Source organism: Reinekea sp. G2M2-21, from assembly GCF_015687175.1.
GTDB lineage: Bacteria > Pseudomonadota > Gammaproteobacteria > Pseudomonadales > Natronospirillaceae > Reinekea.
Window position 1 is genome coordinate 1,507,080 of record NZ_JADPQG010000001.1, and the last position, 13,129, is coordinate 1,520,208.

General features: G+C 46.6%; 10 protein-coding genes and 1 tRNA gene. 3 read left to right on the forward strand and 8 right to left on the reverse strand.

Going from position 1 to position 13,129, the window contains the following annotated elements:
- Positions 1 to 5: 5 nt before the first annotated feature.
- The 6 genes from IYN85_RS06910 to IYN85_RS06935 all read right to left on the reverse strand — a co-directional run bounded on the left by IYN85_RS06910 (position 6) and on the right by IYN85_RS06935 (position 6,020).
- Positions 6 to 893: a FecR domain-containing protein gene (locus IYN85_RS06910; RefSeq protein WP_196158080.1), complete on the reverse strand. Its 888-nt coding sequence runs from the start codon at positions 891 to 893 to the stop codon at positions 6 to 8.
- Between the two features lie 2 nt (positions 894 to 895).
- Positions 896 to 2,332 carry a hypothetical protein gene (locus tag IYN85_RS06915; RefSeq protein WP_196158081.1) on the reverse strand — a complete coding sequence of 479 codons (1,437 nt, stop codon included), beginning with the start codon at positions 2,330 to 2,332 and terminating at the stop codon, positions 896 to 898.
- Positions 2,333 to 2,582: 250 nt separating this feature from the next.
- Positions 2,583 to 3,113 carry a menaquinone-dependent protoporphyrinogen IX dehydrogenase gene (gene hemG / locus IYN85_RS06920; protein ID WP_196158082.1) on the reverse strand — a complete coding sequence of 177 codons (531 nt, stop codon included), beginning with the start codon at positions 3,111 to 3,113 and terminating at the stop codon, positions 2,583 to 2,585.
- A gap of 140 nt (positions 3,114 to 3,253) precedes the next feature.
- A complete protein-coding gene (gene feoB, locus IYN85_RS06925) occupies positions 3,254 to 5,383 on the reverse strand; it encodes a ferrous iron transport protein B (protein WP_196158083.1) in 2,130 nt (709 codons plus the stop codon).
- Positions 5,380 to 5,610, reverse strand: coding sequence for a FeoA family protein (locus IYN85_RS06930; protein WP_196158084.1), 231 nt, complete (start codon positions 5,608 to 5,610; stop codon positions 5,380 to 5,382). The genes feoB and IYN85_RS06930 overlap by 4 nt, the downstream gene beginning before the upstream one ends.
- Positions 5,611 to 5,696: 86 nt before the next feature.
- The gene (locus tag IYN85_RS06935) at positions 5,697 to 6,020 is read right to left on the reverse strand and encodes a hypothetical protein (protein WP_196158085.1); all 324 of its coding nucleotides are present in this window, start codon (positions 6,018 to 6,020) and stop codon (positions 5,697 to 5,699) included.
- A gap of 106 nt (positions 6,021 to 6,126) precedes the next feature.
- Between IYN85_RS06935 and IYN85_RS06940 the strand changes: the two genes are divergently transcribed.
- From IYN85_RS06940 to IYN85_RS06950, 3 genes are all read left to right on the forward strand, one after another.
- Positions 6,127 to 6,218: transfer RNA gene (locus IYN85_RS06940), tRNA-Ser, on the forward strand.
- Between the two features lie 832 nt (positions 6,219 to 7,050).
- The gene (locus tag IYN85_RS06945) at positions 7,051 to 8,049 is read left to right on the forward strand and encodes a hypothetical protein (RefSeq protein ID WP_196158086.1); all 999 of its coding nucleotides are present in this window, start codon (positions 7,051 to 7,053) and stop codon (positions 8,047 to 8,049) included.
- 730 nt (positions 8,050 to 8,779) lie between these two features.
- Positions 8,780 to 10,252 (forward strand): DUF3360 family protein, encoded by a 1,473-nt coding sequence (locus tag IYN85_RS06950; protein ID WP_196158087.1) that lies wholly within the window; start codon positions 8,780 to 8,782, stop codon positions 10,250 to 10,252.
- Positions 10,253 to 10,519: 267 nt separating this feature from the next.
- Here the strand turns inward: IYN85_RS06950 and IYN85_RS06955 are convergent, their stop codons facing one another.
- Positions 10,520 to 12,526, reverse strand: coding sequence for an ATP-dependent DNA helicase RecQ (locus tag IYN85_RS06955; RefSeq protein ID WP_230390511.1), 2,007 nt, complete (start codon positions 12,524 to 12,526; stop codon positions 10,520 to 10,522).
- Complete coding sequence (locus IYN85_RS06960; protein ID WP_196158088.1) at positions 12,468 to 12,746, reverse strand: hypothetical protein; 279 nt, start codon at positions 12,744 to 12,746, stop codon at positions 12,468 to 12,470. Before IYN85_RS06960 ends, IYN85_RS06955 begins: the two co-directional genes overlap by 59 nt.
- Between the last annotated feature and the right edge of the window lie 383 nt (positions 12,747 to 13,129).

Genomic DNA, 13,129 nt, shown 5'->3' on the forward strand with positions numbered 1-13,129 from the left:
ACACCTTAGTTGGGTAGTGGAATATCTATTTCAAAATTTAATTTGGCACCGTTGTCCAACGGTTCCGTAATAACATCCAACTGCACATCGCGACCGTTGTCAGTTGTTTTGTTCAGTTCACTGGCGGTGGTCACTCGTGTAATTAACGTTTGAATATTCAGGTCGACCGAGGTATCCAGTTTAAGCAACAGAGCTTGCACCTGTTCAATATCCAAACGCTCATCGTTTGGCAGGTCGAGGTTTTGTTCATTAGACGTCGGCGCTTCAACACCTAATATCTCAAGCAACAATTGGCTACTGTTTATAGCCTTGGGTGGCGACGGAGGCGCCGTTTCTGTCGCCAACGAGTATTGATTCGGCAGAACAACGATTCCAGACGTTTGCGCCAGCAACCCCTGCGCACTGAAGGCCACGGCGCCAGCGAACGTACGTACACCGGTGACCCACTGGCCATCAACCAGAACATGAACCACTTCGAAATCCGTTCCGCGCACACCGGCAACCGCGACCGGCGTATTTACATTGAATTCTCGATTGGCACCCAACTTATTACCAATGACGCTGCGTATGCGGCCTTTAAGCAAATCGACGGTGCTGCGCCCGCCCTCACCAGGACCCGCAATCATGTCTGAAATCGCCAGTTCGCTGTTGGGTGATACCTTTAAAATGGATTCATCGCGCAACAACAGTTTGGCTAGACCGTCCGCGCCGGTTTGCACCACGTCGTATAAATACACCTCACCGTTGGGCTGTAATGCTTCAACGCGACCATCGTCAGCGCGCACCACAGACACAGTGCCCAACACAGCGACTGCATTACCCACTGCGTCAGCCGCCCAACTTAGGGTAAAAACTTGCAGTATCAGAACCAATAGCCATCGTTTGTTGTGCATCACTAAAATCTCCAAACGACAGCCGCCGAAGCAACCGTTCGTGCGTAATTCAAAGTGTCAGGTTTTATCGCAGCACCAATCACATCGATCTTGGTTGACGCGGTTAAGGACTGCGTAATTTGACGAGACGCCTGCAACGTCATTGCCGCATTTAACGCACTATCTTTGTTTCCATCTGGTGCGTAGATAACGTAATCGGTTTGCAGTTCCGCGGACAATTGCCACGGCCCAACGAACCGCATCGCTCGTGCGTTTACGCCAAAAGCCACAGATTGAAAGTCCAGGTTGGTGGCTGTTTGAAGCGTTACAAAAGGCTGCATGGAAATCTGCACCGCAGAGATACCACTCTTAGGTTGCCAATTGGACGCGACATCAAAAACGACATCGTCAGAGTCTGTATATTGTTGATAGGCAGCAGATACGCTGTGTGTGACTACTCCCGCCCGAAACCATGCCGACAGCGAATGCCGGGTTAGCCAAGGCTCTCCACTCAATTGATTTATAGCCAGCTGATATTCAGCGCCCACGGGTTTGTCGGCTACCATCCCCGTTGCCGCAAGCGCAAAGGTATTAATCAGCAGGTCGTAGTCGCTTGCCGTGACGTGTCGGCTCAGGAATAGCTGATATCTGGGTACCAACCAGGGTTGAACGCGATACGACATGTCCGCCTGCAGCGCTGCTCTGCCATCCAAACCGTCACTTTCAGCCAACAGAGCGACATTGGAATCAACCGCGGTTGTTAACTGGATGGACGCCGACAGTTTTTGAGATTGCTTTTGTTCAATGTCTATTGCGGACAACAAATCGCGAGCGGCAGCTTCATAACGGCTACCATTCGGCCAGGTCAACAAGCGATTCGCCTGACGGCTGGCCTCCTCGTAATCATTGAGGTTTCGCAAGGTTGCGGCGTATAAATAAATGGCCTGATCGAATTGAAAATTCTGATCTGCTTTGCCATCGAACCTAGCAACTGCATTTGCCAATAACGTTCGGGCACGGGTGAAGTTTTTCAGATCATATTCGGTTAACGCGAGATAATAGACCCCGTGCAATGATTCCGGATTCTCCGACACCCAGCGGGACAAAGGCTCACGAGCCGCAGCGTATTGCTTTTGCTTCAACCTAAACAGGCCATATTCCAAATCAAATAGCGGGTTCCGATACCCGGCTTTCGCTAACGTCTCAAACTTACTTTCTGCATCCGGCAAGTTCCCTGCCCGCGAAAAAGCAACCGCGGACCAGAACTGCCAATCGAACTCATATGCGGTATTCGAAAACGGATCGCCCACTTCGTTAATGTAAGCAAGGGACTCAGAGGTTTGCTGAGAAGACAGCAGATACAATAGTTTGGTTTTAGCGACTTCAAACTGATCGCCAGTGGAAGCCGCAAAGGCAGTAGACATCAGGCACCATAGCCCAACGAAAATCGGTCTAAACATCCCATTCACCTGATGACATCCTACACAAGAAATGACTCCTAGAGCCGCTAGTAATGTGAGTTTAATCACACTTTGCAAATAATGATAATAATCACTCGAGATTTCTTTATCGCGGGAGCAATGGAAAATGGTTAGTTTCACCTAAGAATGGCAGGAAATTTTCCGCAAAAAAGGCGCTATTTTCGGCGAAAATTGGATATTAGGACTAAAAAAACCGACTCATGGTCGGTTTTAGAAGAATAAACAGGACTCAGTGTGCTGCGGCCAATTTAGACACCGTTTTTGAAAACCGGACCACTTCGTTCCAATTCGTGTATTCAATGGTACTGCGGCCATCGGCACAACCACCGGTAATTGACATGATGAAACGGATCATCTGCTTATCCCAGAAGCGGTATTGCGGATACGCCAGCTTACCGGCAAACATCGCGATATGGTCCGGTAACCAGCCGGTTGCGTGCAAGAACTTCTGAATATAAGGGCTTTTCGCTGGATCATCTTTGCCCGGTTTCCGAGCAGTTAAGTTAACGGAAAAAAAAGCGCTTTGAATAGACGACAACCATTCTGTGTTGGCCGCTATTGTGTTGACTAGTTCACGGTTGAAGTGCCCGTACCGTATCGACGCGCCAATAACGACGGTTTCGATGCCGTCCAACCCAACAAACTCAGCTAATTGGGAAGCGGGCTGCACCTGCACGTCACCTTGCCATTCGCGGGCCATGGTTTCAGCAATTTTTTTGGTGTGACCATCGGTTGATGAGTAAAAGATGATTGCAGACATAGATCGATCTCCAGAATTCGATGGACAAAGTCTATTCAGTCTGTCGACTGATTTTTTGATCTGTGACAAACAAAAATGGCGCTGAATTTTTCATCAGCGCCACGACCTGTCACGAATTATTTACTCGGCGGAAAACCGCACTAAAGGCTCTTTGTCGGGATTAAATCCACTTGTTCAGCCAGTGCAACCGGCTTACCAATTTGCTTGATCAACCCAATGTAGACTGTCACCAGGCCTAACATACCCGCAATCCACAAAACCGAACTGACCGGGTGCAGCAACAAGGTACCTGCTTGGTAAAAGATGGTTGCCGTGGCGTAGGCTAATACCGTACTCCAGCTGATCACAATCCATGACCATTTACCGCCGGACTCACGCACTAGCGCGCCCATGGCAGCAACACAGGGCGTATACAACAAAATAAACACCAGATAACAGAACGCGGCAAAAGGCGACACAAATAATGTGGCCATGGTCAGCAAGGTACCGGTGCGCACGTCTTGCTCCAGTGCGGCCTGATCCAGAGACTCATAACTGCCGACCGTGATGCCCAGAGGGTCGGTCAAGGTGCTGGACAGCGCCGAAGCGTTATCCCAGATGCTCATAATCGCTGCTCCCGTCGAGGCCCACAATCCCGAGGTTTCACTGTCTTCATCGGCCAAACCGGCGACATCGGAATACAGAGAATCTAATGTTCCGACAACCGCTTCCTTGGCGAATATCCCGGTCACAATGCCCACTGTTGCCGGCCAATTATCAGCCTGTACTCCGATAGGGGCCAGCAACGGCGTCGCTTTCTGACTCACCACACTGAGCATCGATTTTTGGCTGTCCTCATTTCCGAAGGTGCCGTCTACACCCCATGAATTCAGGAACGATAACACCACCACCACACCCACGATGGTTTTACCCGCGCGGGCGATAAAACCGCGCAATCGATGCCAGGTGGTCATGAGCACATTGCGCATTGAAGGCACATGATAGACAGGCATTTCCATAATGGAGCTGCCCAGTTCATCCCGATACAGTGCTTTTCGGAATATCCAGCCTGTTAACACGGCCATCGCAATACCGAGCAGATATAAAGTAAACACGACATTTTGCCCACTGTTGCCAAAGAATGCCGACGCAAACAAGGCGTAAACGGTCAAGCGCGCACCGCAGGACATAAAGGGGGTCATGGCGATTGTCACCATACGATCCGACTCGCGATCTAAAGTACGGGTAGCCATGATCGACGGGACATTACAGCCGAATCCAACGATCAAAGGCACAAACGACTTACCAGGCAAACCGATGCTTTGCATCAACCGGTCCACCACAAACGCCGCACGTACGATATAACCGGAACCTTCCAGCAGAGACAAACCAAGATACAAAAAACCTATAACCGGAATAAACGTACCCACTAACTGGATGCCACCGCCCAGGCCATTGGCAATCAACACAGACAACCAAGCCGGCGCGTGCAAGAACGTTAACAGTTGATGCGCGCCATCCACCAACCAGGCACCTAATAAGATGTCAAAAAAGTCAATAAAGACAGCACCGACATTAATCGCGAACGTAAACAGCAGGTACATAGCCAACAAGAAAATGGGGAAACCGAGGTACTTGTTAAGCACAACGCGATCGATCCGATCACTGAGCGACATGGAAAGTTCCTGCTGCATTACGCTGGCGAATACCCAACGCTTTACATCACTTAAACGCGCCATCACTCTATCGCCATCGTGGCTCGGCAAGACCGCTTTGGCCTTTGGTTGGAAGCATTTGGCCAAGGCTAAGGATTCGCGGATTTTAACGGCGCCAGAATGCTTAGACGCAATAATTCCGACCACGGATAACTCAAGGCTTTTGGATAGTTGATCTAGATCGACATCAATTTTGTTGGCTTGGGCAACATCAAGCATATTCACAGCGACCAACATCGGGATACCGTAGTCCCGCAATTGGTGAGTCAGGAGTAATTGCCGATCCAGGCTATTGGCATCGACCAGATTGATAACCACATCAACCTCATTCTGGCTCAGAAAATCCTTTGCGATTTGCTCATCAAGGCCATACTCGTCTTGCTCCAGAGAATAAATGCCCGGTAAATCAACCAATTCAACGTTTTGACCATCCGCCAACGTTAGAAAACCGACCTTGCGCTCAATAGTTACACCCGGCCAGTTACCAACCTTCTGATGCGCCCCGGTTAAGCTATTAAAAAGTGTCGTTTTGCCGCAATTGGGGTTGCCGATTAAGGCGACTTTTAAAGCTGTCATACACTGACCTCCACTAATACTTCCAGCGCTTCGGTCTTGCGGATGCTTAACATGGTGGAACCCACTTTTATCTGCAGCGGGCAACCCAACGGCGCTACCCTCAAAACGCGAATCTTGTTACCTGGGATTAAACCCAGCGACAAGTAACGCGTGTGGTGACGCATCCCCGCGTCACTGAACCCAGAAACCGTAGCGGGTTGACCAACACTTAACTCATTAAGAAGCATTTCATATACTCAAATAAACGGACTAAGAGAATATTAAATGAAAATGAATCTCATTTATGAGTAAATCTCAGTTACTTTGATACAAATCAACAAAAATCTGCCAGTGTTTTTACGGCGATCACATGATAAGCCGGTTCTTCGTATGGATGGCTGTCAAGCATAGCCTGCAAGGCTTCTTTAACCTTTTCTTGTTCACATACCATCTCTACACGAACCTCTTCCACGACCTCCAAAATTCCTACATCGCCAATAAAAGGCTCTGCTCCAGCTTGTGGCTCAAACTGGCCCTGCCCTTTTACTTGAAATGAGCACGCTCGATAATTTCCAATTTCGCCCGCACCGGCATTGGCTAATGCCTGTACAACGTTCAACACATGATCGCTCGGAATATAAACAACAATGACGTACATGATTAACAACTCCCCAACTTAAAAAGTTTTTTGTTAATTTTCAGCAGCTTAGCAACTTTTTTTGTTGACACACAAAAACAAGCCGTTAAGATACGCACCACTCAACGGAGAGTTGGCAGAGTCCGGCTGAATGCACCTGACTTGAAATCAGACGTTGGAGAAATCCAACCGGGGGTTCGAATCCCTCACTCTCCGCCATATTCCAAAGTAGAAAGGCCACCCTATCGGGTGGCCTTTCTACTTTATATCAATTTAGTTTTGGGTTGGATGGGATCGTGGCTCCCGCCAGGGTTCGACCCGAAGAGCCGCGTAGCGTATCGCTCACTCTCCCGCCATACTCCTAGAAAGAGCCCGTCTTGTGCGGGCTTTCTTTGAAATATGATTTTGTAGGCTCAGTAGATTGGAATTTGGTTTTCGCAGGGTTCGACTTGTAGTGCCGCGAAGTGAATCCCTCACCTTCGCTATTTTCTCCTCAAAAGAATAACTACGCTAAAGAGATAACCTTTGCGCATTACCTCGTTTATTGGATGCGTTCTAATTATGGGTCTCGTAACGATTGCACCTGAAAACTGCGATTTGCCCGAAAGTTTTTTCTAACTGCCCACTTAAGAATTCCCATCGCAGATTTAACAACTTTTCTCACTACTTGTTCCCAATTTTTCGTCTGACAGAAATGCGTCAGTTCATCAGACAATTCATTCATAAACCAAAACTTGAACGCCTCTGACTCGAATTGCGAAACTGTCATTTTCGATAATGGCACTCAAAATTACTTTCCTGAAAAATGCAACTCGCAAATGCACCCGTCAACCATTACACAGTGTTCGGAAAGTTCCTTCAGAGATACATACCAAAGTCGAACACTTCAGTGGGCTACTTAAATCCTGCTGCTACCTAGAAAACACTCCGAAAATGTGACATGAATCACAAATACTCCTATGCAATCCATAAAATAGGTATAGTATTGACTATTAAATAATCAGATTTTAAGAATTACTGGTTATGGGTTAGGTATTAAAAGGAGTTTGCCATGAATACCCGTTTCGTCACTGCCCTTGCAGTCATGTTTTCCGTACTATCCTCTTGCACAGCACCATCGCTGCCCACGCCCGATATTTCAGTTACCGATCAATCTGTTAATGCTCCCTACACTATTGTGTCCACTACCCGGTCTGCGAACGTAGACGGTACCGTCTGTCCGGATGGAGGTGTGGTAATAGACACAGGCTTTGATGCGAACGGTAACGGGATACTCGATGATAGTGAGATTTCAGAAAGTTATACGTTATGCAATGGAGCAGATGCCATTGGCAACCGTGTTGAAATCAGCGATGAACTGGCTGGCAATAATTGTTTGTATGGCGGGAAAAAACTAAATGTCGGTACTGACATCAACGATAACGGTACGTTGGAGCCTGGCGAAATTACGGATACACAATACTTCTGCTCTATGATGATGACGTTGGTCGATATCACAACTGAAGCGCCTGGAGCCAACTGTACGTTTGGTGGCAGCAAACTCATTTCTGGCGTTGATCTGAATGGCAACGGAACATTGGACTCAGATACCGATGAGGTACAGTCGGTTGATTTTATTTGCTCTAAACCTAATCTCCTGGTCGCCAGTCATACCTGCCTGGTACAGTTAGGTGTTCAGGACGTTGTCACCGACATTACCGTGCAATATCGTTTGGATGAATATCGCAACGGGGAAATTGAGGTAACCGGGGAGGTTATGTCCCCATTATTGGGTGTAAGCCGCAGTGTAAAATGGAGCCCTTGGATACCAACTCATCAACCTTCATGGGAAGAAGGCGTCGTTAGAGTAAGCTATGACATCGTAAACTCAGGCCAGAATACTGCGAATGGTGGTTACTGGGTTTTCGATCTTGATAGAGACCCAGAAGCGACGTCCGCCTACATTGTTGAAGCCAATACAGACTTAAACATTACTTATACAGACGATGATTTAATTGAGCCATTGAACTGGGGACCCATAAATTTCGCCGCATGCATTGCGGCTATGTAAGCGAATGCTTTTGTAAACACGAAACACCCAAAATTTTTCTTTATCGAATGTTTTGGGTGTTCATGCTAGTAACATTTATTTTCTTTTCGTCCATAAATCTTCCACTTCTATGAAAAGGTTGCTCCATTTTCAGTTATACGAAACAAATCCAGTCAACAATTGCTCATCAGTAAATACTCGAATTACACTCATAATGCGAAACTGAAATATACTCATTTCAGTTAGCAAAACAAAAATGACAACAGCTGTCTTTGAACGATTCAGGCCCTGATTTTCTGAATAGGCACCAAGAAACGCTTAATAAAAAGACTAAAAACGCCCTCATGTCATATTTAAACTAGTACATGAAAATAAGTCTCTATGAAAAATCCGCCTGGTGCCTACAGAACCTAAAACCGGAGTTTCTACCTGTTCCTTTGAATGAATCAAACTGCACGCTTTCGATTATCTCAAAACGCAAAAACATGTGTATTGTATACGTTGACTTTCGATACTCTTCAATTAGGAAACCTTCCCATCTTTATAACATTCATTTCGACCAGCTTTATAAATACTGTTATTTCATGCACCTATTTTAAGTTTCTGAATAAGTTGATCATTGTCATATAAATATTAAAAAGCGCGCCACCTCTCCAACATTACTCACTTTTTATTCGATCCATAGCAATAAAGTATGAATTAGTAGCGATATGCTCCTGTCGACATTTGAACCTACTGGAGTAACGATGGCATGACTGAAGCCATAAAAAAAGACTTGGATGATCCCAACAACTACAAGCAAAAGAGAAAGCCTTCATCTTCTTTTAACAGTCGATCAGAATACCTGGATCACGAACTGACTATTGTCAATTTTAATCGCTGGGGGCGTTACCTTCCTTTTCGTGATTACTCAATCGAAGTAGAGGACTGGGTGCCCGCAATAGCGGCGACTATCGGAAAAGTCGTTATGGTCACCGCGATGGTTGCTGCGTTCGCATCTCAATTTGGCTTGTCTGCTGCATTCGTTGCCGAAAACGTCAGATATGAACTACTTATCGCTGGTGCTCTCTTTGTTATTTTATTTTCAGCCTTTCTCAACCCAAATGCGAACCTGGCAGGAACCCACGGACCAATGATTCCATTGATTCCGCTCATTGCATTGTCGGGAGGCCACCCTCTTGCTCTTGGGATCATGGTCGGCGTATTTGGACTCATGCTAAGCTTTTCAAAAGGTGGTTCGAAACTCGTTAATCTGACCGGTGTGGGAGTTCGTGCAGGTTTACTCATTTACTTGGGGGCCGTCGGCCTGATTGGACAAATAGGTAAACTCACTGCGTGGGCAGAAGCAGGCAATATTGGATCAGTGGCTTTTGTCACAATTTTTATTACCGTAATTGTTTACGCGTATCTAGCGAGGATCAAAAAACGCTGGTTAGCAATACCTCTTTGTTCTGCATTGGCAGGAATAGTGGCGTTTGCAATGGGCGCGGAATTTTCGTTTTCGACCACCCCAGGGTTACCACATTTCAGTCCAACATACTGGTGGGGTGAGAATACAGGTTGGCAAATGGGATGGCCAAATTTAGGACATTTCGTCGCAGTAATGCCTTTTGCGATTTTAGCTGTTGCTATGTGGTCACCTGATTTCTTGGGGCACAGAGTTTTTCAGGAACTTAACTACCCTTCAAAAGCAAAAAAAGCGTTGATGAATGTCGATGATACGATGACCGTTGCGTCTATTCGGCAAATTGTGGGATCGATTCTTGGAGGCGGAAATCTGTCTTCGTCTTGGGGAACCTATATGATACCGGCTGCAATTGCTAAACGTCCGATTCCAGGGGGCGCCTTGCTTACGGGTATACTGTGCATTCTTGCTGCAATTATCGGGTATCCAATGGATTTAGCCATGTGGGAACCTGTACTTCGTACAGCATTGATCGTAGGTGTATTTCTTCCATTGTTGGAAGCAGGCATGCAGATGATTCAAGATAGCGACGACGCTCAATCAGCTGGAATATGCATTTTCTCAAGTGCATTTGTTAATCCTGTATTCGGCTGGGCACTCACAATGCTGCTGGACAATCTCGGAGTCATTGGTAATGTTAAAAGAGCTCAAACCCTTACTTGGACAGATAAGCTCATCATTCCACTAGCCGCCTTTATCATTTGTGTAGGCGCTTTGGCAGCAGTAGGACAACTGCCTGGTATCCCTGCCCTGCTATAGAGTCCCACTATCTATATTTGAGCTAATCAAACTGCCTATTTCGTTTCCTGGAATAGGTAGTTTCGATTCTTTTGTCTGAAGTCGATCTGACTAATTAAAATCAACTCTGCCTTGTCAACACAACGACTATACGAAGCTTATGTCGCAGGGAATAGGACCCCTATTAAAAAACCCAAAATACTCAGCCATTAAACTAACTTTTTTAAAGAGAGGAGCTAACGTCGAGACTAAACCGACTTTGCCCTGAAACAATGCGACAATACGAAGTCACAGACGCTCCAGTACTTCGTTGAATCGCTGACGGCTACATTGCCCAAAACCGGGCAATTGTTTCACTTTAAACCGAGTGAACCACGGCGTTGTTAAACCTACCAAAAATTGAGCTTTCATCTCTGAGGTTAATTGCATCTGCACACCTCGCAAACTCAATTGCTCTCGAACAACAGCCGTGAATTCTTCTATATAGGCTTGCATCTGCTCATAGGACGGCCAAGGTGCTTCATCATAGCGTTTCAACTGTGCAACCTTTCCTCGGCAAACGGAGCAATGCCCACATTGATCCGGCGCTTGCTGGTCATCAAAATACCGCGCCAAGTTGCGGCTCAAACAGGAATCCAGTTCAAAGAAACGAATGAGCTGAGCAATGCGGCTAATTTCTTTCGTCTCTTTTTCACGAAAGTAACTCAGCAGCTCGTCTGCCAACCCGGGGCGGTTAAGTGCGAGCGTATTGACACCAAAAACGTCAACCATGCCTTTCGCCTGACACTCGATGAGTCCTTTGTCTTGCAAGAAATCCAGCGCGTTAACGACACGACCACGATCACAGGGGTACTGTTGGCACAGCGTCTCCATGTCGACGTCGGCCCAGGTTCTTTTAACGGGCGCATGATTCACAATAGTCTGAATAAAGTTCGCTCGCTCCCCTTCGAACATTCCGACAATGTTATCAACGGAACGCAGGTATTTAATTTTGTATTCCGCATAATAGGCGTATCGGGTCTCCAATACATCAAGTAGTTCGAGTTGAACCAAAAGGGTTTTAAGAGTTAACAACCGGATGTTGGTGTCAAAAGATACAGCATTGGCTTGCATTTCCCATTGCTTATTTTTTGTCTCTTTCGCGATTATTGCCAGCAACCGCTCAATACCCCACAACCCAGGAGTGTCGCCAAACACGAAGTTTTCCAATGTCGACAAACCGTCTAGATTGGCAAAGGTTACGCATTGCGCACCTAACCCATCTCGCCCTGCGCGACCAATTTCCTGACTGAAGTTTTCGATTGACTTCGGTAAGTCATAATGAACAACAAAACGAATATTCGCTTTATCGACGCCCATTCCAAAAGCAATAGTTGCCACAATAATGGGGACGTCACCGGTCATGAACGATTGCTGAATGTGTTGTCGCCGTTCGCTTTCCAGTCCAGCATGATAGGCATAGGCATTGAAGCCCTGCATTTGCAAAAACGAAGCAATGTCTTCAGCTTGTTGCTGTAAAGTGACATACACAATGCCACACCCCGGTTGCGAACTCAGAGTCTGAACCAACGCATTTTTCTTTTCACTGTCTGCAAGTGATTCTACGGCAATGTGTAAATTCTGACGATAAAACCCTGTCTGGATAACGTGCTGTGGTTGAATAGCAAATTTTTTGGCCATATCGCGCTTCACTTTTTTAGTAGCGGTGGCGGTCAATAGCAGAACAGTGGGTATCTTTAGCTGAGCACAATAATGCGGCAACTTGAGGTAATCGGGACGAAAATTATGCCCCCATTCTGAAATACAGTGTGCCTCATCCACGACCAACAGTGATATTGGAATGGTCTGAATCAGTTGCCGGAATCGCTCATTTTTGAAGCGTTCGACCGAAACCATCAATATTTTCAGCTGCCCTTGCCTTAATTGAGCAACAACCTGTTGGTATTCATCACCCGTCAGACTTGAATCGAGGCTGGCTGCAGCAAACCCTTTGCGTTGGAGAAAATCGACCTGATCTTTCATCAACGCCAACAACGGTGACACCACTAGAGTCAGGTGTGGAAGTTGTAATGCTGTAAACTGATAACACAGCGATTTCCCTGACCCGGTTGGAAAGATGGCCAATGAGGAATGGCCATCGAGCAGATTGCGGATGCAGGCTTCCTGCCCTGGGCGAAACTCGGAAAACCCAAAATTATGTTGCAGCTGTGCATTTAATGTTGACGAGGGCAAAACGTTATAACTCTTCAACAATGACAATGGCGTTATAAATAATGACGCGCTTGCCATCAACATCGAACAGCACTTTGTTACCAAATTCAGAACTCTGAACGTCAAATTTCCCTTCGTATTGCGCGATCAAATCGCCATCGCTGGAATACACTTTGGCCGTGCGCTTCAAGCCCCCCATGTATTCACTGGTCACATTCTTCATTTCGCGTTGAAAACTCTCGGTACAGCCACCTGTAACTAAAACCGCTGCGCTCAATGCTACTGCTGTTGCTAACTTCTTCATAACACACTCCTTTTACGTAGTAATGTGCGCATACTATACGACAAAGTGGCTCAAAGACGTGCGTCAATGGTCACCTTTTGAGTTTAATCGCAGTTCAACGTACCTCCTTAACAGCTGTTCTGCTCCATGCAGGCCGTAAAACAAAAAAATACCGCCGAAACGCAGATTTCGTCGCGACACCCACTAGTGCCAGTTAACGCTAATGTCCTGAGTTAGAAGTTCGTATGTGTTCAGCATGTCAATCAAGTTCTATAGCGAGGCGTGTCTTGCAGTCAATGGTTATTCCATTGGCAAGAGACAGAGCGACGCTAGAAAGCTTGAATGGCGCGCCCGTAGGGAGTTATTGGAAAACTCTACTACCGCGTTGCTCTTCTTGCAAAGAT

What these genes read in the sequence shown, in the direction of transcription:
- IYN85_RS06910 (WP_196158080.1), bottom strand. Translation starts at nt 893, where the DNA reads ATGCACAACAAACGATGGCTATTGGTTCTGATACTGCAAGTTTTTACC.
- IYN85_RS06915 (WP_196158081.1), bottom strand. Translation starts at nt 2,332, where the DNA reads ATGTTTAGACCGATTTTCGTTGGGCTATGGTGCCTGATGTCTACTGCC.
- hemG (WP_196158082.1), bottom strand. Translation starts at nt 3,113, where the DNA reads ATGTCTGCAATCATCTTTTACTCATCAACCGATGGTCACACCAAAAAA.
- feoB (WP_196158083.1), bottom strand. Translation starts at nt 5,383, where the DNA reads ATGACAGCTTTAAAAGTCGCCTTAATCGGCAACCCCAATTGCGGCAAA.
- IYN85_RS06930 (WP_196158084.1), bottom strand. Translation starts at nt 5,610, where the DNA reads ATGCTTCTTAATGAGTTAAGTGTTGGTCAACCCGCTACGGTTTCTGGG.
- IYN85_RS06935 (WP_196158085.1), bottom strand. Translation starts at nt 6,020, where the DNA reads ATGTACGTCATTGTTGTTTATATTCCGAGCGATCATGTGTTGAACGTT.
- IYN85_RS06945 (WP_196158086.1), top strand. Translation starts at nt 7,051, where the DNA reads ATGAATACCCGTTTCGTCACTGCCCTTGCAGTCATGTTTTCCGTACTA.
- IYN85_RS06950 (WP_196158087.1), top strand. Translation starts at nt 8,780, where the DNA reads ATGACTGAAGCCATAAAAAAAGACTTGGATGATCCCAACAACTACAAG.
- IYN85_RS06955 (WP_230390511.1), bottom strand. Translation starts at nt 12,526, where the DNA reads ATGTTGATGGCAAGCGCGTCATTATTTATAACGCCATTGTCATTGTTG.
- IYN85_RS06960 (WP_196158088.1), bottom strand. Translation starts at nt 12,746, where the DNA reads ATGAAGAAGTTAGCAACAGCAGTAGCATTGAGCGCAGCGGTTTTAGTT.